This window comes from Streptomyces sp. WAC03905 (genome assembly GCF_057371075.1).
Map to the genome: position 1 here is coordinate 3,218,339 of NZ_JBXYDZ010000003.1, position 20,885 is coordinate 3,239,223.

Genomic DNA, 20,885 nt, shown 5'->3' on the forward strand with positions numbered 1-20,885 from the left:
GACCTCTGCCCTTACTTCGCAGCCGCGAGCTCGGCGGCCTTGTCGGCCGCGCCGTCCATGGTGTCCACGCGCTGCACCAGCGGGTGGTTGGCGTCCGGGAGGATCTTGCGACCCAGCTCGGCGTTGTTGCCGTCGAGACGGACGACGAGCGGCTTGGTGACCGCCTCGCCCTTCTCCTCCAGCAGGGCCAGCGCCTGGACGATGCCGTTGGCGACCTCGTCGCACGCGGTGATGCCACCGAAGACGTTGACGAAGACGGACTTGACGTCCGGGTCCCCGAGGATGATCTCGAGACCGTTGGCCATGACGGCGGCGGAGGCGCCACCGCCGATGTCCAGGAAGTTGGCGGGCTTGACGCCACCGTGGTTCTCGCCGGCGTAGGCGACGACGTCCAGGGTGCTCATGACGAGACCCGCGCCGTTGCCGATGATGCCGACCTCACCGTCGAGCTTGACGTAGTTGAGGTTCTTCGCCTTGGCGGCGGCCTCGAGCGGGTTCGCGGCGGCGTGGTCGACGAACTCCTCGTGACCCGGCTGGCGGAACTCGGCGTTCTCGTCGAGGGAGACCTTGCCGTCGAGGGCGATGACCTCGCCGGAGGCGACCTTCGCGAGCGGGTTGACCTCGACGAGGAGCGCGTCCTCGGCGATGAAGGTGTCCCACAGGGTCACGAGGACCTCGGCGACCTTCTCGGCGACCTCGGCCGGGAACTTCGCCAGGGCGACGATCTCGCGGGCCTTCTCGATGGTCACGCCCTCGTTGGCGTTCACCGGGACCTTGGCGAGCTTCTCCGGGGTCTCCTCGGCGACCTGCTCGATGTCCATGCCGCCCGCGACCGAGGCCATGGCCAGGAAGGTGCGGTTGGTGCGGTCGAGGAGGTACGAGACGTAGTACTCCTCGACGATCTCGGGAGCGGTCTCCGCGATCATCACCTTGTGGACCGTGTGGCCCTTGATGTCCATGCCCAGGATGTCCGTCGCGCGGGCGACGGCCTCGTCCGGGGTGGCGGCCAGCTTCACGCCGCCGGCCTTGCCGCGGCCGCCGACCTTCACCTGCGCCTTGACGACCGACTTGCCGCCCAGCCGCTCGGTGGCCTCGCGAGCCGCCTCAGGCGTGTCGATGACTTCACCGGCCAGCACCGGTACACCGTGCTTGGCGAAGAGGTCCCTCGCCTGGTACTCGAACAGGTCCACGCGCGTCCGTCCCTTGTCTTTTTAAAGATTCGCAGTGATTCGCGGTTGTCTGCTATCTGCGTGGGCGTGCCGCGGAGGGCAACGTGACGGCGCTGTCACAAGGAAGGCGCACACGGTGACCGTGGACGCGGCATGTCCGTCCGGCAGGTTATCCCCGTGGGGCGTGCGTCCCTAAATCGCAGATCACACCTGAGCGGTGATACCTGTCACAGAACACCTCACGGTTGAACTGGAAATTCGTGTGATCGGCCGATTCACACGGCGTGCCGGGGCGGGCGTGTCGGAGGAACGTCAGGAGGTCGGCAGGGGCCTCTTCTCCAGCGCCGCGGCCATCACCTCCGGGAACAGGTCGGGGGTGCAGGCGAAGGCCGGCGCGCCGAGCGCGGCGAGGGCCGCGGCGTGCTCACGGTCGTAGGCCGGGGCGCCCTCGTCGGACAGCGCCAGCAGGGTCACGAACTCGACACCCGCCCCCTTCATTGCGGCCACCCGCTTCAGCATTTCGTTGCGTATGCCGCCCTCGTAGAGATCACTGATGAGGACGACGACCGTGTCCGCGGGCCGGGTGATCTTCGACTGGCAGTAGGCGAGGGCGCGGTTGATGTCCGTGCCGCCACCCAGCTGGGTGCCGAAGAGGACGTCGACCGGGTCGTCGAGCTGGTCGGTCAGGTCGACGACGGCCGTGTCGAACACGACCAGGCGGGTGGCGATCGAGCGCATGGAGGCGAGGACGGCGCCGAAGACGGAGGCGTAGACGACGGAGGCCGCCATCGACCCCGACTGGTCGATGCAGAGGATGACCTCCTTCTTGACCGATTGCGCCGCCCGGCCGTATCCGATCAGCCGCTCGGGGACGACCGTGCCGTATTCGGGCAGGTAGTTCTTCAGGTTGGCCCGGATCGTGCGGTCCCAGTCGATGTCGCGGTGGCGGGGCCGGCTGATCCGGGCGGAGCGGTCGAGCGCACCGGTGAGGGTGGCCCGGGTGCGGGTGGCGAGCCGCTTCTCCAGCTGCTCGACGACCTTGCGGACCACGGCCCGCGCCGTCTCCCTCGTCGTCTCGGGCATCGCCTTGTTCAGCGAGAGGAGGGTGCCGACCAGGTGGACGTCCGGTTCGACGGCCTCCAGCATCTCCGGCTCCAGCAGCAGGGCGGACAGGCCGAGCCGCTCGATCGCGTCGCGCTGCATCACCTGGACCACCGAGCCGGGGAAGTACGTCCGGATGTCCCCCAGCCAGCGGGCCACGTTCGGCGCGGAGCCGCCGAGCCCGGCCGACCGGGCCGATCCCGGGGACCGGCGGCCCCCTCCTTCGCCGCCTCCCCCGTACAGCGCGCCGAGCGCGGCGTCCATCGCCGCGTCCCGCCCGGTCAGCGCGTGCCCGGTGCCGTCCGCGTCTCCCCCGCCGAGCACCATCCGCCACCGCCGCAGCCGCTCGCCCCCGGCGGTTGCCGCGGTGTCCTGTCCTGCCGCCACGCCCATGTCCGTCCCGCTCATCCGTCCGTCCCCCTCCACTCGTCGTACTCGTTGCACCGCACTGTCAGGCGGCCGCCACCCCGTCGGCGGAGGCGAGCAGCATCCGGACCAGCTCCGTCACCGCGTCCGCCCGCTCGGGGTCCAGGTCGGGGCCGAAGCCCTCGGGGGCGCCGCCGGCGGACCGCGCCGCTCCGGCGGAGCCGCCCGGGCCGCGCCGGACCAGCTCGCCCAGGCTCCGCCGGACGCCCGGCTCGTACGCCCCGAACGTCCGCCTCAGCAGCGGCAGTACGTCGGTGAAGGCACGCTCCGGCACCCCCACCAGCCAGGTGTCGATCAGGCCCAGCAAGCGGTCGTCGTGGACCAGCAGGGTGCCGCCGCCCGAACTCCCGCCCGCGAAGCCCTCGATCCAGCCGGCCGCGTCGGCGGGCGGGGCCGCCGGGGACAGTGCGAGCCCCATCAGCCGGGCCGTCACCCCGGCCTCCAGCCGCCCGTCGTCGAGGAGCAGCCGGGCCGCCCGGCCCCGGATGACGCCCGGCACGGTGTCCCGGTCCGCCAGCGTCCGCAGCACGGCGGACCAGCGTTTCCGCAGCCCGTCGTCCGTGTCCGCGTCGGCATAGGCGTCGGCGTCGGCGTCGGCGTCGGCGTCGGCGTCCGCCAGCATGCCGACCGCCGTGTGCACGCCGTCCACGTGGCCCCGCAGCTCCACCGCCGCGTCGGCGTCCAGTCCGGCCGCGCAGGCTGGCGGGAGCGCCACGCATATCCGCTCGGCGAGCCCGGCCGCGACCGCGCCGAGGGCCGTCGCGTCGGTGCCGCGCACGTCGCCGTAGCGCAGTGAACGGGCCAGCGCCGGCAGGGCCTTCGCGAGCTGTGCGACGTCGGTGTCCAGCGCGGCGCGGTCCGCGAGGGCCCGCAGGACGGCCGGGAGGGCCTCGGAGAGTCCGGCGAGGAGGCAGCGCTCGGCCAGCGCCGTCACCTCGCCCAGCTCCTCGGCGCCGGCGGCGTCCGCCTCCGCCTTCGCGGTGGCCGCGGCGAGGACGGTGGTGCCCCAGATCCCGGCCTCGGCGACCCGTACGGACAGCTCCGGCTCCCAGCGCAGCCGCCAGGTCTCGCGGAAGGTTCCGGTGCTGCTCCGGGACGCCGTCGGGCTGCCCCAGCCGATGCCGAGGAGCCGCAGCCGGTGCAGCAGCCGGGACTTGGCCGCGTCGGCGTCCTTGCGCAGGTCGAGCTCCAGCTCGCGCTCCTGCGCCTCCACCTTGAGCCGCAGGGAGCGCTGCTGCCGTGTCAGGTCGCGCTGGAGCGGTACGACGGGCGCCCCGTCGGGTACCTCACCGAGCACGTCGCCGACGACCAGGCGGTCCTCGACGAGCGCGAGCGGTACGTCGGAGCCGTCGCACATCACCGCCCGGACCGATTCCAGGGTCTCCGTCAGGCCGGGCAGGGGCCTGCCCCGCATCGCGGCCAGCGTCTCGGCGAGCCGGACCGCTTCTATGACGTGCGCCGAGGACACCTGCCGGTCCTCCTCCCGCAGCAGGCCGGCGACCTTGGTCAGCCACCGCTCGACGGGCCGGTCGCGGGCGGAGAAGAGGTGGGCATACCACCCGGGCGAGGTGATCCCCGCCCCGTACCCGCCGGCGCGGGCGAGCCGGCGGTGCGTCCACGGCACCCAGGTCGTCTCCACCTTGACCTTGGGCAGGCCGGTCAGCAGCGCCTTGTCGGCGGCCACCGTGGTCTTCGCCCGCAGCGCCGGAACGTGCCAGGCCCCGCACACCACGGCGTAGCCGTCGCCGAACTCGCGGCGGGCGGCCCGCATCCGCTGCCGCATGTACGCCTCGCGGACCAGGTCGCGGTGGTGACCGCCGTCGCCGTAGGTCTCGCGCAGGGCGCCCATGGCCTCTCCGAGCGCCTCGAACGCGCCGAGCGCCTCCTCGCCCGCGCCGCCGGTCCCCCGGTGCTCGACGACGTCCTCCCACCAGCGCTCGGGGTCGTCGTACCCGGCGGTCCCGGCGAGCACCGCGAGCGGGTCCACCCGGACCGCGTCGGGCTCGGAGTGGTCCGCCTCCGGCTCCCCGGCGGCGGCCAGCGAGTGAGCGGCGGGCAGGTCCATGAAGCGGACCGGTACGCCCGCCTCCTGCGCCCAGCGGATCGCGACCCACTCCGGGGAGAAGTCGGCCAGCGGCCAGAACGCGGCCCGGCCGGGGTCGTCCGCGGCGTGCGCGAGCAGCGCCACGGGCGGCCGCATACCGGGATCGGCGGCCAGTCCGAGCAGTGCGTCCCCCTCGGGCGGTCCCTCGATCAGCACGGCGGCCGGGCGGGCCGCGTCCAGGGCGGCCCGGACCCCCCGGGCCGATCCGGGCCCGTGGTGGCGCACTCCGAGGAGCAGCGGACCCTGGCGGGCGGTGCTCATGCCGTCACCTCCCGGCAGGCCCGGTAGAAGTCCTTCCAGCCGTCGCGCTCGCGGACCACGGCCTCCAGGTACTCCTGCCAGACGACCTTGTCGGCCGCGGGGTCGCGGACGACCGCGCCGAGGATGCCCGCGGCCACGTCGGAGGGACGCAGGACGCCGTCGCCGAAGTGGGCCGCCAGGGCGAGGCCGTTGGTGACGACGGAGATGGCCTCGGCCGTGGACAGGGTGCCGCTGGGCGACTTCACCTTCGTCCGGCCGTCGTCGGTGACGCCGTCGCGCAGCTCGCGGAAGACGGTGACGACGCGGCGGATCTCCTCCAGCCCCTCGGGCACGGCCGGCAGGTCGAGGGCGCGGCCCATCTGGTCGACGCGGCGGGCGACGATGTCGACCTCCGCGTCCGCGGTGGCGGGCAGCGGCAGGACGACGGTGTTGAAGCGGCGGCGCAGCGCGCTGGAGAGCTCGTTGACGCCGCGGTCGCGGTCGTTGGCGGTGGCGATCAGGTTGAACCCGCGTACGGCCTGGACCTCTTCGCCGAGCTCCGGTATCGGCAGGGTCTTCTCGGACAGGACGGTGATGAGGGTGTCCTGGACGTCGGCGGGGATGCGGGTGAGCTCCTCGACGCGGGCGGTCATGCCGTCGGCCATGGCCCGCATGACGGGGCTGGGGACGAGGGCCTCCCGGCTGGGGCCGTGGGCGAGGAGGCGGGCGTAGTTCCAGCCGTACCGGATGGCCTCCTCCGGGGTGCCGGCGGTGCCCTGGACGAGGAGCGTGGAGTCGCCGCTGACGGCGGCCGCGAGGTGCTCCGACACCCAGGTCTTGGCCGTGCCGGGAACGCCGAGCAGCAGCAGGGCGCGGTCGGTGGCCAGGGTGGTGACCGCGACCTCGACGATGCGGCGCGGGCCGACGTACTTGGGTGTGATCACCGTGCCGTCGTCGAGCGTGCCGCCGAGCAGGTAGGTGGCGACGGCCCACGGGGAGAGCTTCCAGCGGGTCGGGCGGGGCCGGTCGTCGGCGGCCGCCAGGGCTTTCAGTTCGTGTGCGAAGGCGTCTTCGGCGTGCGGTCGCAGCGCCTCGGCGCCGATGCCGTTCTCGGGCTTGCTCATGGTCCCCCTCCAATGCTCGGCAGCCGCTCCCGACTGCTGTTCCCACGGTGCACCACGCCACTGACAACACCCCTCGCCCAGGACGTCGTTGCAGGTCAGAGCGATTGTCAGAGGGGGTCTCTACGGTGGTTCACATGACTGAGCAGGGGGTCCGCTGGACGGCGGAACAGGTACTGGCTCTGGCTCCTGACGATGCCTCACGCAAGGCGGGTGGCAGACTCGGCGGTGCGGGGCCGTGGTCACAGATCGGAGGTTCCGCTTCCGGTTCTGTATGGGGGTTGTGCAAGGGCAGCGGGAGCAATCCGTACCGGACGGTCGTCGATCTGACGGGTCCGGCCTACAAGTGCTCCTGCCCGAGCCGGAAGTTCCCGTGCAAGCACGCGCTGGGGCTGCTCCTGCTCTGGTCCGCCGAGGGGGTGGGCGAGCCCGGGGAGGCACCGGACTGGGCCGCGCAGTGGTTGTCGGACCGCGCCGCCAAGGCAGCGCGGACGGCGGCCGGGGCGACCGGGCCGGTGGACGAGGAGGCGGCCCGGCGACGGGCCGAGCGGCGGGCGGCGCGCGTCGGTGCGGGGGTCGCCGAGCTGGAACAGCGGCTGGCCGACCTGCTGCGCGGCGGGCTCGCGGGCCAGGAGCGGACCGGGTACGCGGCGTGGGAGGAGACCGCCGCCCGGATGGTCGACGCCCAGGCACCCGGACTGGCGGGGCGGGTCCGGGAGTTGGGGACGATACCCAGTTGCGGCCCGGGCTGGCCCGCCCGGATGCTGGAGGAGGCGGCGCTGCTGCACCTGCTGGACCGGGCCTGGATGGGGGTGACGGGGCTTCCGGACCAGTTGGCGGCGACCGTGCGCAGCCGGGTGGGACTGCCGGCCTCCGGGGAGGGGGAGGCCGTACGGGACCGCTGGCTGGTGCTCGCCCAGTACGACTCGGTGTCGCCGGACGGCCGGCTCACCACGCGCCGCATATGGCTGCGCGGGCTGACGGGGGGACGGCCCGCGCTGGTGCTGGACTTCGGACCGCCCGGGCGGCCGCCGGGGCTGGCGCTGCCGGTGGGTCTGGTGCTGGAGGCGGAGATGCGCTTCCGGCCCGGCTCGGCGGGGCTGCGGGCGGACCTCGGGGAGAGGTCCGCGGCGGCCGCGCCGTGCACGGAGGTGCCGGCCGGGGTGAGTACAGGGGCGGCCCTGGAGGCCTACGGGGCGGCGCTGCGGGAGGACCCGTGGCTGGAGTCCTGGCCGGTGGTGCTCGGGCCGGTGGTTCCGATACCGGGAGAGGCCGGCTGGCAGCTGGCCGACGCGGAGGGCGCCTCCGCGCTGCCGGTGCCCCTCACCGGGGCGGGCAGCCGCTCCCGCGGAGGGCTGTGGCAGCTGGCCGCGTTGTCGGGCGGGGGCCCGGTGACGGTCTTCGGCGAGTGCGGCCACCGCGGGTTCACCCCGCTGACGGCATGGCAGCCCGGCTCGACCGAGCCGGTCGCCCTGTCCTGAGCGGGACGCGGGAGACAACCGGACAGCAGGGGGCCTGGGGGGTCCTGTGCCGTCGCACGGGAGCGGCACGGGGAGGTGCGGCGCCGGGGGGCGCCGTAGACGCAACGACGAGAAGCCGGGGGGCTTTCATGAACGACAACCACGCCAGTTGACCGAAGCCGCACGAGGCACAGACAGCCCCGGTCCCGCGGAGGGGGCGGGACCGGGGCGACGGACACGATCCAGGACGAGCAGCGAGGGAGGGGCACCGATGGGCGAGGGTGACGAGGGGTACGGGGAGTGGGAGGAGCTGGTCGGCGCCGCGCTGCTGGGCACCGACCGGCGCCGGGGCGGGGGCCCGGCCGGGCTCGCCGGAGGCACTGCTGGACGCCGCGGCCGTCCACGCCGTCCGCCGCCGGGCGGGGCTGCGGCCCGCGGAGGCGCGCCCGCGCCCGGAGCCCGCACCCCGCGACCCGCGGCCGGCGCCTCCGGAGGCGGCGGCCCACCGGCTCGCGCAACTGCTGGCCGGGCGCAGCGGCCCGGTGAACGGCGGCGGACGGCGCGGGTCGGCCCCGGACCTGACGGAGCTGCTCCCGCAGTGGCTGGCCGCGGCCGGCCGGCACGGCTACCGCGCGCCCGACGCGCTCGCACCGGCACTGCTGGACGCCGCCCGGGCCCGTACCGACCTGCGTCCGCACGCCCTGGCCCTGGCCGGGACGCGCGGGCTGTGGCTGGCGCGGATGAATCCCGACTGGCGCTTCGCCCTGCGCGGCGGGGCGGGCGGCGGGCAGCTGCCGGACGTGACCGACCCCTCAGCGGTGGAACGGCTCTGGGAGGAGGGGCTGTTCGCGGAGCGGGTGGCGCTGCTGGGCGCCGTACGGGCCCATGAGCCCGCGGCCGCACCGCGGCTGCTGGCGACGACCTGGGCGACCGAACGGGCCGAGGACCGGCTGATGTTCCTCGACTCGCTGCGGTCGGGACTGTCCCTGGAGGACGAGCCCTTCCTGGAGGCGGCGCTGGGCGACCGGAGTCGCAATGTGCGGGCGACGGCCGCCGAACTGCTGTCCGCGCTGCCGCAGTCGGCGCTGGCCGGGCGGATGGCCGAGCGCGCGCTGGCCTGCGTGGGACCGGAGGGGGTGACGCCGCCGGCCGAGTGCGACGCGGGGATGCTGCGCGACGGGGTGGTCAAGCGGCCGCCCGCCGGGCGCGGGGAGCGGGCCTGGTGGCTCGGCCAGCTGGTGGAGGCGGCACCGCTGTCGTGCTGGCGGGAGCGGTTCGGGGGCCTCGGCCCCGCGGAGCTGGTCGCCCTGCCGGTGGCCGCGGCCGACGGCTGGACGGAGGAGCTGCACGCCGCGTGGTGCCGGGCGGCGGTCCGCCAGCGGGACCCGGAGTGGTCGCGGGCCCTGCTCGGCCCGGCATCGGCGCCCCCGGCGGCGGGTCCGGGCACGGCCTCCCTCGCGGAGCGGGCCAAGCTGCTGGAGACCCTGCCGCATGCGGAACGGGCCGAATGGGTCGCGGAGTTCATACGGGCCCACGGGCTCTCCGAGGCCTTCCAGCTGCTCGGGGTGTGCGTGGTGCCATGGGCGGGCGCGCTCGGCCGGGCCGTCGTGGACGCGCTGGACATCGCGCGCGAGGCGGGCAGCTATCCGTGGAGCTTCAGCGGGGTGATGGGCCTGGCCGAGCGCTGCCTCGACCCCTCCGAAGCAGGCCGGCTGGAGGCCCTGACCTCCGCCACGCAGGACACGCCGGACGCGTCCCCGGGGGCGGCGGCGTACTGGGCGGAGGCCTTCCAGCGCCTGGTGGCCACGCTCCGGCTGCGCGCGTCGATGCTGTCGGAACTGACCCCGGCCTGATTCCTGGTGGGACGGTACCCTCCCCGGCCCGCGCGGCGCGGAGAGGCCGATGCGCATGCAGATGCAGGCGCAGGCGCAGGCGCAGGTGTGCATGCGCCGCGCGGGACGGACGCGACGAGCAGCCCCTCCGGTCCCGCCATGACGGCGCCCGACCTACGCGGGACCGTCCGGGCGGGCCGGGCGCGGCCGCGGGCCGGGCGCGGCCGCGGGCCGGGCGGTGCGCGTCCCGTCCTGCGGCGCGGGGCCGTCCGGGCGGACGGCCCGCTGTCCGGGCGCCGGCGGCTACTGCCGCACGTGGGCGTTGACCCAGTCCACGATGGCGGTCGTCGTGGCACCCGGAGTGAAGATCTCGGCCACGCCCTTCTCCTTGAGGGGGGCGATGTCGTCCTCCGGGATGATGCCGCCGCCGAAGACCTTGATGTCCTCCGCGTCGCGCTCCTTGAGGAGCTCCAGCACGCGCACGAAGAGCGTGTTGTGGGCGCCGGAGAGGATCGACAGGCCGATCGCGTCGGCGTCCTCCTGGATCGCGGTGTCCACGATCTGCTCGGGGGTCTGGTGGAGGCCGGTGTAGATGACCTCCATGCCCGCGTCCCGCAGCGCACGCGCGATCACCTTGGCCCCGCGGTCGTGGCCGTCGAGACCCGGCTTGGCCACCACCACACGGATCGGACCGGTCACACCCATCGCACTGCCTCCCGAGTGAACGAACGTTAAGTACAGCATCGCGCACGCCGCCGTTTCGCGGTCAAGCACGAGGGGGAAATCACACGTGGGACGGCATTGCGCCACCGTGCCGCCAGCCGCACGGCACGGTGGTGCGGCGGCCGCCGCCCCAGGAGGATCATGGGAGGCCGTCGATGGGTCTGTCCTTACCCGTTCCCGTCCCCTTGTCCGGCGCCGCACTGCGGGCCGGTGCGCTGGAGGTCGTCGTCCTCGGAGGGCACCTCCTGCTGTACCCCACCGGGGTGTGCCAGGAGAAGAGGGCGACCGTCGCCGCCACGACGCGCCCGCCCGTCCTGCTCCTCCACGGGTTCACCGACAACCGCTCCGTCTTCTTCCTGCTGCGCCGCGCCCTGGCGGCCGGCGGGCTGCGGCAGGTGGAGGCGTACAACTATTCGCCGCTCACGCTCGATCTGCGCGTCATCGCCCGCCACCTCGCCCGGCGCGTCGAGGAGCTGTGCGAGCGCACCGGACACGAGCAGGTCGACCTCGTCGGGCACAGCCTGGGCGGCCTCGTCGGCCGGTACTACGTCCAGCGCCTCGGCGGCGACACGCGCGTGCGCACCCTCGTCACGCTCGGCACCCCGCATTCCGGCACCCGGGTCGCCCCCTTCATGGACGCGCACCCCCTGGTGCGGCAGATGCGTCCGGGCTCCGAGGTGCTGGCCGAGTTGGCGGCGCCCTCGCCCGGCTGCGCCACCCGCTGCGTGGCGTTCTGGAGCGGGTTCGACACGCTGATGGCCCCAGTGGGCAGCGCACGGATCGAACACCCGGACCTGTGTGTGGAAAATGTGCAGGTCACGGGCATCGGGCATCTCGCCCTCCCGGCACACCCGGCGGTCATCGCGGCGGTCGTCCGCACCCTCGACGGCCCCGCCCCCACTGCGATGACGGGCCCGGACGCCGCTTCCGTCGCCTGACCACCCGGCGACTGAGAGTCGAACAGATTTCGAACTCAAGGCCAAGGCTGCGTCTTTCGTCGACCGAAAGACGGCCGAATGCCCGGTTCCGCTGATCTGAGGACCCGGCGAAGATTGTCGTGGCGAGTGACCGCCGGGTACAGTCACGCCACTGCTCTCCTCCGGTGAACTTCGAGTTCCCGGCCACCCAGGCCCCCACTGCCGAGGCGAAAGAGAAGTTGGTGAACGACCGCCCCTCGTCGGGCCAGTACCCGGATCCCGGGTATGACGGCCTTTCCACCACCGCTTTCGCTGGTGACTCGGCCTACGTTTCCTATGAAACGCAGGGCCAGGGGGTCAACTACGCGGGCTACGGCTCCTATGAGACCGGCGCGTACGACACCACCGCGTGGACCTCGCAGGACCCCTACCTGTCCACGATCCCGTCGCAGTCCGCACCCGAGGACACCACCGGGAGCTGGGACGCGAGCGCATGGAACGCTGCCGGGGGTGCGGGCACGGACCAGTCCGGCTACACCGCCTACCCGTCGGCCTCCTTCGGCTACGACACCTCCGCCGAGCAGACCGGCCACTGGGCGATGCCGGGCTTCGGCACCACCGGCACCGAGACCGGCGCCTACGACGCGACCGCCTGGAACACCGTCCCGCAGACCCCGGCGCAGCCCGAGGCCGCATACGCGTACGACTACCAGCCCGCGCAGCAGGACTACGCGTACGGCACGACCTCCCTCGGCACCGTCGGGTACGCCCACGAGGTGCACGAGGCGCAGGGGGCCCACGAGGCCGGGGGCGGCAACGCCTACAGCGAGACCGCCGTGTTCGAGGTCCTCACCGACGGGGCGGCCGAGACGCCCGAGGCCCACGAGGTTCACGACTCGCCCGAGGCCCATGAGACCTACGAGGCGTACGAACTGCCCGAGGTCGAACTGCACGGCGTCCACGACATGCCCACCCAGGCCATGCCGGTGACGTCCGCGCCGCGCGCCGCGCGCCGCAACGCCACCAAGGGCAACGCCAAGTCGGCCGGTACGAAGGCGGCCGGTACGAAGGCGGCCGGCGCCAAGTCGGCCGGCGGCCGTCGCCGCACCCCGGCGAAGCGTTCCGCCCTGCTGACCGTCGCCGTTCCCTCCGCCTGCGTGATGGGGGTCGCGGGCGTCGCGGCCGCCTCCGTCGGCGGGCTGACCGGCTCGGACGCGCCCGGCGAGGACACCACCACGATGGCCGCGCCCGACCCGGCCTCGGTGAAGCCGGTCGCGGCGAACACCAAGCTGGACACCCAACTGGTCGCGCTCAGCGCCGACGCGGGCGACTTCGCGGACCGCGCGAGCCGCACGCAGGAGCGCATCGACCTGCGCGAGCGCCAGGAAGAGGAGAAGAAGAAGAAGGCCGAGGAGGCCGCGGCCAAGGAGGCCGCCCGCCCCAAGTTCGCCATCCCGGTGAACCAGCACGGCCTCAGCGCCAACTTCGGCCAGGCCGGCGGCATGTGGATGTCGGTGCACACCGGCATCGACTTCCCGGTGTCCTACGGCACGCCGGTCATGGCGGCCACCGACGGCACCGTGCGCACGCAGTACAACAGCGCCTACGGCAACATGGCCATAGTGACCGCGCCCGACGGCACCGAGACCTGGTACTGCCACCTCAGCTCCACCAAGATCCGCGGCGGCAAGGTCAAGGCGGGCGACGTCATCGCCTACTCGGGCAACTCCGGCAACTCCACCGGCCCGCACCTGCACTTCGAGGTCCGGCCCGGCGGCGGCTCCGCGATCGACCCGCTGGCCTGGCTGCGCAGCCACGGCCTCGACCCGAGATAGCGGCTCCTGCCCCACCGCTCCACCCGTGCCCGGCACCCCCCAGGGTGCCGGGCACGCGCGCGTGGTCGGCAGTCCTCAGAGCTTCTGCACCGGCGCGTACCGCAGCAGCAGCCGCTTCGGCTTGTCGTCGCCGAAGTCGATGGTGGCCTGCGCGTCCGCGCCCGCTCCCTTGACCTCCATGACGGTGCCGAGCCCGAACTGGTCGTGCGTGACCCGGTCCCCCACCACCAGCGCGATGACCGGCTTGTCCGAGGCCCGGCGCGTCGCGAACCCGGACGGGCCCGACTTCGTGCGCGACGAGGACAGGAAGGCCTCGGGCGAGGTGCCGAAAGACGACCGTCCGCCGCCCGTGCCCGAGCCGTATCCGGAACTGCGCATCGGACCGGCCGGCTTCTGGGCCGCCCCCGTGCGCTTCCACTGCAGGTACTGGTCCGGGATCTCCTCCAGGAACCGCGACGGCGGGTTGTAGGAGGGCGTGCCCCATGCGCTGCGCATGCTGGAACGGGTCAGGTACAGCCGCTCGCGCGCCCGCGTGATGCCGACGTAGGCGAGGCGGCGCTCCTCCTCGAGCTCCTTGGTCTGGCCGAGCGCCCGCATGTGCGGGAAGACCCCGTCCTCCATGCCGGTCAGGAACACCACCGGGAATTCGAGGCCTTTGGCGGTGTGCAGGGTCATGAGGGTGATGACCCCGGAACCGTCCTCGTCCTCGTCGGGGATCTGGTCGGAGTCGGCGACCAGGGCGACCTGCTCCAGGAACTCGGCGAGGGTGCCGGGACCGACGGGGGCCGCCGCGCCCTCGGGCGCCTCGGCGGCCGCAGCCTCCCGGGCCTGCTCGAACTCCAGCGCCACCGCCGCCAGTTCCTGGAGGTTCTCGATGCGCGTCTCGTCCTGCGGGTCGGTCGACGCCTGGAGTTCGGCGAGGTAACCGGTGCGCTCCAGGACCGCTTCCAGCACCACCGCCGGGCCGGCACCCGAGTCGACGATCGTACGGAGCTCCTCCATCAGCGCGTTGAACCGCTTCACCGCGTTGGTGGAGCGGGCCGCCATGCCGAAGGCCTCGTCCACCCGCCGCAGCGCCTGCGGGAAGGTGATCTTCTCGCGCAGCGCGAGCGCGTCGATCATGGCCTCGGCGCGCTCGCCGATGCCGCGCTTGGGGACGTTCAGGATGCGGCGCAGCGGGACGTTGTCCTCGGGGTTCGCCAGGACGCGCAGGTACGCGAGGACGTCGCGGACCTCCTTGCGCTCGTAGAAGCGGACGCCGCCGACGACCTTGTAGGGCAGGCCGACCCGGATGAAGATCTCTTCGAACACGCGCGACTGGGCGTTGGTCCGGTAGAAGATCGCGACATCGCCGGACTTGGCGTCCCCGGCGTCGGTGAGCCGGTCGATCTCGTCGGCGACGAACTGCGCCTCGTCGTGCTCGGTGTCCGCGACGTAGCCGGTGATGACCGCGCCGGTGCCGGCCTCGGTCCACAGGTTCTTCGCCCGGCGGTTCTCGTTGCGCTCGATGACGGCGTTGGCGGCGGAGAGGATCGTCTGCGTGGAGCGGTAGTTCTGCTCCAGCAGGATCGTCGTCGCGTCCTTGTAGTCCTCCTCGAACTGGAGGATGTTGCGGATCGTCGCGCCGCGGAAGGCGTAGATCGACTGGTCGGCGTCACCCACCACGCACAGCTCGGCCGGGGGCAGGTCCGGGTAGCCGGTGCCGACCAACTCGCGCACCAGCGTGTACTGGGCGTGGTTGGTGTCCTGGTACTCGTCGACCAGGACGTGCCGGAAGCGGCGCCGGTAGTGCTCGGCGACGTCCGGGAACGCCTGGAGCAGGTGGACCGTGGTCATGATGATGTCGTCGAAGTCGAGGGCGTTGGCCTCGCGCAGCCTCGCCTGGTACATCACGTACGCCTGGGCCAGGGTCTTCTCGAAGCCGTCGGCGGCCTGGTCGGCGAAGGCCTCTTCGTCGATCAGCTCGTTCTTCAGGTTCGAGATCTTGGCGTTGAAGGACTTCGGGGGGAACTTCTTGGGGTCCAGGTCCAGGTCGCGGCAGACGAGCGCCATCAGGCGCTTCGAGTCGGCCGCGTCGTAGATCGAGAAGGAGGAGGTGAAGCCGAGCCGCTTGGACTCGCGGCGCAGTATGCGCACGCACGCGCTGTGGAAGGTGGAGACCCACATGGCGCCCGCGCGCGGGCCGACCAGGCCCTCGACGCGCTCCTTCATCTCGCCGGCGGCCTTGTTGGTGAAGGTGATCGCGAGGATCTGGCCGGGGTGGACGTTGCGCGCGGACAGCAGGTGGCCGATGCGGTGCGTCAGCACCCGGGTCTTGCCGGAGCCGGCGCTGGCCACGATGAGCAGCGGGGAACCCGCGTGCACCACGGCCGCGGCCTGCTGCTCGTTCAGGCCGTCGAGGAGCGTCGCCGGGTCGATGACGGGCTTGGGGGCGCCGTCCCGGTAGTACGCGTCCCCGGTCATGGGCACGTCGAAGTGACCCCCGAAGAGGTCGTCCGCACCCGCCTCCGGGGCGGGGTGCTCCTCGGGCGGCGGCGGGACCTCGTCGGAGGGGGTGAGGTCCGCCAGGAAGCTGTCGTCAAAGAGGCTGCTCATCGCATTCCGAGTCTAGGGGGCGGGACCGACACGTCAGCACGAGTTCCAGCAGACCGGGGAAACGCAGCTCCAGGTCGTCGCGGCGCAGCGCCAGGTAGAGCTTGCGGCCCTGGGCCCGCCGGCAGATGACTCCGCTCTCGCGCAGCGTCCTGAGGTGGTGCGTGACGCTGGACCGGGGCAGGTCGGGTACGACCTCGCCGCAGGAGGCCTCCGCGCCGGAGGCCAGCTTGCGGACGATCTCCAACCGGACGGGATGGCCGAGCGCCGCCAGGACGTCGACCAGCTGGATGCGGTCGGCGGCGGGGTGGGGCGGGTCGGCGGAGGCGGGCATGGCCCCACTGTACGCAGATCTCGTACGGACACCTCGCGAGCATTCGAGGATCTCGTACGGTCGGCCCCGTGCGGGGGTCGTCCGCGGACCGCCCCGCCCGCCGGGCCGCACACCCGTCCCCGTACGCTCGGCTGCCATGGACGTACTGATCAGTGTCTTCGTCGGACTGCACATCATCGGGATCGCGGCCCTGCTCGGCGGCTTCCTGACCCAGATGAAGGCGATGGGCGCGGGCACCGCCCGCTTCACGCCCGCCATGCTGCACGGCGCGCTCACCATGCTCGTCACCGGCGTGCTGCTGGTCGGCTTCAACGAGATGGACGGCAGCCCCGTCAACAACGTCAAGGTCGGCGTGAAGCTCGCGCTCCTCTTCGTGATCCTCGCCCTGGTCTACGTCAAGCGCGACGAGGAGCACGTGGACAAGGCGGCGTTCGCCACGGTCGGTGGCCTGACCGTGATCAACGTCTTCATCGCCCTTCTCTGGCACTGACCCACCCCGGAACGATCCGCTCCGGTCCGGCGCGGCCAGCTCCGGTCGCATCAGGCCACTTACGATCATCCCGTCATCCGCCCGTTACCTGCGGGTCTAGCGTCCTCCTCCAAGCAGCACCGGCAGAGGAAGGACGTGAGGCCCTCGTGGCCAGTCATCGAAAGCCCAGGCAGCGCGCGCTCTCCGGCGGCTCGGTACGCACCGCAGCCACCATCGCCCTCGCGGGCGCTGCCACCGCCACCGCCTTCGAAGGCACCTCCCAGGCCGACCCCCGGCCCACTCCCGCGCAGATCAAGACGGAGGTGGACCGGCTCTACGAGGAGGCCGAGGCGGCGACCGAGCGGTACAACGGGGCGAAGGAACAGGCCGACGACGCCGAACGGGCCCTGACCGGCCTGCGCGACGAGGCCGCCCGCAAGGCCGAGCAGCTCAACACCGCCCGCGGCGCGCTCGGGACGCTCGCCGCCTCCCAGTACCGCAGCGGCTCCCTGGGCACCGCCGTCCGGCTCGCGCTGGCGGACGACCCGCAGGAGTACCTCGCCCAGGCCTCCTTCATCTCGCGCGCCGGGGAGCGCAACGCCGCCGGGATCAGCACCGTGCGCCGCAAGCTCGACGAGGTCTCCCGGCTGCGCGAGCAGGCGTCGGGACGGCTCGCCGACCTGCGCACCCGGCAGGACGAGCTCGCCGCCCACAAGGCGGAGGCCGAGGAGAAGCTCGCGGCCGCCAAGCGGCTGCTGGCCAGGCTCACCGCCGAGGAGCGGGCCGCCTACGAGGCCCAGGCGCCCGGCGCCGCCTCCGCCGCGGCCCCCGCCGGTCAGGCCGCACCCGCGCCCCCGCCGCCGGCCGACGGCTCGCGCGCGGCCCGCGCCGTGGCCTTCGCGTACGGCTCGATCGGCAAGCCCTACGTGTGGGGCGCGACGGGGCCCGGCTCCTTCGACTGCTCGGGGCTGACCCAGGCGGCCTGGCGCTCGGCGGGGGTCTCGCTGCCCCGCACCACCTACACCCAGATCAACGCCGGCCGGCGCGTGTCCCGCGACCAGCTGGCCCCCGGGGACCTGGTGTTCTTCTACTCCGGGATCACGCACGTCGGTCTCTACGTCGGCAACGGCCAGATGATCCACGCCCCGCGCCCGGGATCGACGGTCCGGCTGGCGCCGATCGACTCGATGCCCTGGGCCGGCGCATCCCGCCCCGCGTGAGCCCTCGGCCCTGCCCGCGCTGGGCCTACGGGGCCTTGACCACGCCGCTCAGCCAGCCGAAGGTCTGCGGCAGCTGCTTGGACCACGACTCCAGGTTGTGGCCGCCGACGACCTTCTCCGCGTGGACGGCGGTGGGCTTCTGCGCGATCCCCTTGAGGTCCATGCCGGACAGGTAACCGTCCTGCTCCGCGCCCGACAGCCACAAGGAGACGGCGGGCGGGGCCGGCTGCGCCTTGAGGATGTTCTTCAGGTTGTGCGCGGCCCGCGTCTGCGGGTCCTGCGCGACCAGCGAGGTGGGCTCCTGGCCGGGGTCGTTGTAGCCCGACAGGGAGACGGCGGCGCTGTAGCGGTCGGGGTGGGAGATGGCCAGCTTGGCGGCGCAGTAGGCGCCGGCCGAGTACCCGGCGACGCCCCAGGTGCGTGCCTCGTCCGAGGCCCGGAAGTTGTCGACGACCATCTTGCGGACGTCGACGCTGAACCAGCTGTCGGCGTTGACCTTGCCGGGGAGGTTGGCGCAGCCCGTGTCGCCGTTGCCCACCAGCATGGCGCGCGGCGAGACCAGGATGAACGGCTGCACCTTGCCGCTCTTCATCAGCGGCTCCAGCACCTCGTGCGCCTTGAGCCCCTGGAACCAGGACTTGCCCGTTCCGGGTATGCCCGGGATCAGCTCGACGACGGGGAACTTCTTGTCCTTGAAGGCCGGGTCGTCGTACTGCGGCGGCAGCCACACCAGGACGTCGCCCTTCACGCCGGAGATCTTGCCGTCGAGCTCCGTCTTCTGCACCCGGCCGCCGAGCCCGTCGACGGGCTGGAAGGCCTGCTTGACCTTGGGCGCCTCTTGGACCTTCTTGCCGCCGAGCCCGTCCGGACCGAGGTCGGGGGCCGCCGTGACGTAGTCGCCGGTCCCGAGCAGGTCGCCCCACGAGTTGTAGAAGTGCTCGGCGCGGTTGACGGCCACGAACACCACGGCGACGGCCGTGACCTGGGCGAACACCACCATCAGGAAGCGCAGGGACGTACGCACCACGGCGGGGCCGCGCACCTTGCTCCACACGGCCAGGGGCAGGATGACGGCGATCGCGGTCAGTGCGATCACCGTGGCGAAGAAGGGTGTCCCGGTCAGGCTCATCACGCCACCGTAGAGGCCCGCTCACCGGGCCCCGGTTGCCCCGTCGACCTGCGGTTTCGGTCACACCGCAGGTCAACGGGGCACCGGGGGCGACGGCCGCCGGACCTCAGGTGTCCGACATCACGCGCACCTCCTGCGTCACATGCGCCCCACGGTTCAGACCAGGCGGCGGGCCGTCGCCCAGCGGGTCAGCTCGTGCCGGTTGGAGAGCTGGAGCTTGCGCAGCACCGCCGAGACGTGCGACTCCACCGTCTTCACCGAGATGAAGAGCTGCTTGGCGATCTCCTTGTACGCGTACCCGCGCGCGATCAGCCGCAGCACCTCGCGCTCGCGCTGCGTGAGCCGGTCCAGGTCCTCGTCCACCGGCGGCGCGTCCGTCGAGGCGAACGCGTCCAGCACGAAGCCGGCCAGGCGCGGCGAGAACACCGCGTCGCCGTCCTGCACGCGGAAGACGGAGTCCACCAGGTCGGTGCCGGTGATGGTCTTGGTGACGTAGCCGCGCGCTCCGCCGCGGATCACGCCGATGACGTCCTCGGCCGCGTCCGACACCGACAGCGCCAGGAACCGCACCGGGTTCTCGGCGGCGGCCATCAGCGGGGCGCACCGCCGCAGCACCTCGACGCCGCCGCCGCCGGGCAGGTGCACGTCGAGGAGGACCACCTCGGGGCGGGTGGCCGTGATGACGGTGACGGCCTGGTCGACGTCGGCGGCCTCGCCGACGACCTCCACGCCGGTCCGGCCGGTCTCGCCGATCTCGGCCTGCACGCCGGTGCGGAACATCCTGTGGTCGTCGACGAGCACCACCCGGACGCGCCTGGTCTCCCCCACGCCTGCGTTCTTCTCGTCCTCGGTCATGCCGCGTTCGCCGCCCTCTCCATCTCCAGCTCGACTTCCGTGCCACCGTCGGGCGCGGACCGCAGTCGCGCGGTCCCGCCGTTGCGCTGCATCCGGCCGATGATCGATTCTCGTACGCCCATGCGGTCGTCGGGTACCGCGTCGATGTCGAAGCCCGGTCCGCGGTCCCGTACGGACACGAACACCGTCTGGCCCTCGACCTCGGCGTACACCTGCACCGGCCCGCCCTCGCCACCGTACTTGGCGGCGTTGACCATCGCCTCGCGCGCGGCCTGGATCTGTGCGCCCAGCTTGTCGTCGAGCGGGCAGTCACCGACGACGACGACCTCGATGGGCACGCCGTGGTGGTCCTCGACCTCGGCGGCGGTCTTCTTCACGGCCTCCGCCAGGGTGGCCGGCTCCTCCGCCTCGTCCTTGCCGGTGCCCTCGGGCCTGTAGAGCCAGTTGCGCAGTTCGCGCTCCTGGGCGCGGGCGAGGCGGCGCACCTCGCCCACGTCCTCCGCGTTGCGCTGGATCAGGGTGAGGGTGTGCAGCACCGAGTCGTGCACGTGCGCGGCGACCTCGGCGCGTTCCTGGGCGCGGATGCGCATCAGCCGTTCCTCGGAGAGGTCCTGGGTCATCCGGATCAGCCAGGGTCCGGCGAGCAGGGCAACGCCGACGAGGACGGCGAGGGTGGCGGTGAGGACGTTGCCGAGCTGCGCGGCCGAGCCCCGTACGACGATGAAGACGGTCAGGCCCACGCCGACCAGGGCGACCCCGGCGAGTGCGCGGGCGGCCTGGAAGAGGCGCCCGTGCCGGCCGGCGGCGGTGGTCCAATGGGCGCGGCGGGCGTTGTCGGCCTGCCGCCACACGAGCACCACCCCGGCTCCGACCAGCAGCGTGGGCCACACGTAGCGCCCGGACTCACCGCCCAGCTGGACCTTGGAGATGAAGATGCCCGCGCCGATGAACAGGGCGATCAGCGCGGTGATCTGCCCGCGGTCCGGTTTGCGCAGGCGGCGGGTGCCGTCGGGGAGGGACTCGAAGAAGGAGCGGTGCCCGGCGCGCCCGCCGACGCCGAGCGGTACGAACACCCAGAACGCGGCGTACAGCAGCACGCCCAGCCCGTCGCCCCACATGAACAGCAGCAGGAACGCGAGCCGGACCCAGCCCACGGGCAGCCCGAGGTGCCCGGCCAGTCCGCGCGCGACACCGCCCAGCATCCGGCCGTCGGCGCTCCGGTAGAGCTTGCGCTGCGGCGGGTCGTCGGCGTCCGGGGCGTGCGGGGGGCGGGAGGCGGCGGCTACGGGCATGTCACCTAGGGTCACACGGCTCGACGCGGCCCGGCATCAGGGCATCCCCCCACTTCTGCCCGGGGG

General features: G+C 73.1%; 15 protein-coding genes and 1 pseudogene. 6 read left to right on the forward strand and 10 right to left on the reverse strand.

Going from position 1 to position 20,885, the window contains the following annotated elements; genetic code table 11:
- Positions 1-11: 11 nt before the first annotated feature.
- The 4 genes from sucC to AC2RP6_RS16875 form a co-directional block, all read right to left on the reverse strand.
- The gene (gene sucC, locus AC2RP6_RS16860) at positions 12-1,190 is read right to left on the reverse strand and encodes an ADP-forming succinate--CoA ligase subunit beta (protein WP_486446962.1); all 1,179 of its coding nucleotides are present in this window, start codon (positions 1,188-1,190) and stop codon (positions 12-14) included.
- A gap of 291 nt (positions 1,191-1,481) precedes the next feature.
- Entirely contained in the window at positions 1,482-2,678 is a 1,197-nt protein-coding gene (locus AC2RP6_RS16865; RefSeq protein WP_486446963.1) for a VWA domain-containing protein, read from the reverse strand.
- A 43-nt stretch (positions 2,679-2,721) separates the two neighbouring features.
- Complete coding sequence (locus tag AC2RP6_RS16870; RefSeq protein ID WP_486446964.1) at positions 2,722-5,061, reverse strand: DUF5682 family protein; 2,340 nt, start codon at positions 5,059-5,061, stop codon at positions 2,722-2,724.
- Complete coding sequence (locus AC2RP6_RS16875) at positions 5,058-6,164, reverse strand: ATP-binding protein (protein WP_486446965.1); 1,107 nt, start codon at positions 6,162-6,164, stop codon at positions 5,058-5,060. The genes AC2RP6_RS16870 and AC2RP6_RS16875 overlap by 4 nt, the downstream gene beginning before the upstream one ends.
- A gap of 134 nt (positions 6,165-6,298) precedes the next feature.
- Between AC2RP6_RS16875 and AC2RP6_RS16880 the strand changes: the two genes are divergently transcribed.
- Positions 6,299-7,642 carry an SWIM zinc finger family protein gene (locus AC2RP6_RS16880; protein ID WP_486446966.1) on the forward strand — a complete coding sequence of 448 codons (1,344 nt, stop codon included), beginning with the start codon at positions 6,299-6,301 and terminating at the stop codon, positions 7,640-7,642.
- Between the two features lie 250 nt (positions 7,643-7,892).
- Positions 7,893-9,474: pseudogene (locus AC2RP6_RS16885) on the forward strand (DUF5691 domain-containing protein).
- A gap of 282 nt (positions 9,475-9,756) precedes the next feature.
- Here the strand turns inward: AC2RP6_RS16885 and icmB are convergent.
- Positions 9,757-10,158, reverse strand: a complete 402-nt coding sequence (gene icmB / locus AC2RP6_RS16890; protein WP_361590982.1) for a coenzyme B12-dependent isobutyryl CoA mutase small subunit — start codon at positions 10,156-10,158, stop codon at positions 9,757-9,759.
- 173 nt (positions 10,159-10,331) lie between these two features.
- On the opposite strand from icmB, the gene AC2RP6_RS16895 reads away from it, so the two are divergent.
- Together AC2RP6_RS16895 and AC2RP6_RS16900 are read left to right on the forward strand one after the other, a co-directional pair.
- Entirely contained in the window at positions 10,332-11,114 is a 783-nt protein-coding gene (locus tag AC2RP6_RS16895) for an esterase/lipase family protein (RefSeq protein ID WP_486446967.1), read from the forward strand.
- A gap of 164 nt (positions 11,115-11,278) precedes the next feature.
- The gene (locus AC2RP6_RS16900; protein ID WP_486446968.1) at positions 11,279-12,928 is read left to right on the forward strand and encodes a M23 family metallopeptidase; all 1,650 of its coding nucleotides are present in this window, start codon (positions 11,279-11,281) and stop codon (positions 12,926-12,928) included.
- 75 nt (positions 12,929-13,003) lie between these two features.
- Here the strand turns inward: AC2RP6_RS16900 and pcrA are convergent, their stop codons facing one another.
- Positions 13,004-15,523 (reverse strand): DNA helicase PcrA, encoded by a 2,520-nt coding sequence (pcrA, locus tag AC2RP6_RS16905; protein ID WP_486446969.1) that lies wholly within the window; start codon positions 15,521-15,523, stop codon positions 13,004-13,006.
- On the reverse strand, positions 15,507-15,854 hold the full coding sequence (locus AC2RP6_RS16910; protein ID WP_486446970.1) for an ArsR/SmtB family transcription factor: 348 nt from the start codon (positions 15,852-15,854) through the stop codon (positions 15,507-15,509). Before AC2RP6_RS16910 ends, pcrA begins: the two co-directional genes overlap by 17 nt.
- A 136-nt stretch (positions 15,855-15,990) precedes the next feature.
- On the opposite strand from AC2RP6_RS16910, the gene AC2RP6_RS16915 reads away from it, so the two are divergent.
- Positions 15,991-16,344, forward strand: a complete 354-nt coding sequence (locus AC2RP6_RS16915) for a hypothetical protein (RefSeq protein ID WP_486446971.1) — start codon at positions 15,991-15,993, stop codon at positions 16,342-16,344.
- A 146-nt stretch (positions 16,345-16,490) separates the two neighbouring features.
- On the forward strand, positions 16,491-17,543 hold the full coding sequence (locus tag AC2RP6_RS16920; protein ID WP_486446972.1) for a C40 family peptidase: 1,053 nt from the start codon (positions 16,491-16,493) through the stop codon (positions 17,541-17,543).
- Positions 17,544-17,568: 25 nt separating this feature from the next.
- Here AC2RP6_RS16920 and AC2RP6_RS16925 read toward each other — a convergent pair whose 3' ends face one another.
- The 3 genes from AC2RP6_RS16925 to AC2RP6_RS16935 all read right to left on the reverse strand — a co-directional run bounded on the left by AC2RP6_RS16925 (position 17,569) and on the right by AC2RP6_RS16935 (position 20,819).
- The gene (locus AC2RP6_RS16925; protein ID WP_486446973.1) at positions 17,569-18,672 is read right to left on the reverse strand and encodes an alpha/beta hydrolase; all 1,104 of its coding nucleotides are present in this window, start codon (positions 18,670-18,672) and stop codon (positions 17,569-17,571) included.
- Positions 18,673-18,828: 156 nt separating this feature from the next.
- Complete coding sequence (locus AC2RP6_RS16930; protein ID WP_376075144.1) at positions 18,829-19,527, reverse strand: LuxR C-terminal-related transcriptional regulator; 699 nt, start codon at positions 19,525-19,527, stop codon at positions 18,829-18,831.
- Entirely contained in the window at positions 19,524-20,819 is a 1,296-nt protein-coding gene (locus AC2RP6_RS16935; protein ID WP_486446974.1) for an ATP-binding protein, read from the reverse strand. The genes AC2RP6_RS16930 and AC2RP6_RS16935 overlap by 4 nt, the downstream gene beginning before the upstream one ends.
- Between the last annotated feature and the right edge of the window lie 66 nt (positions 20,820-20,885).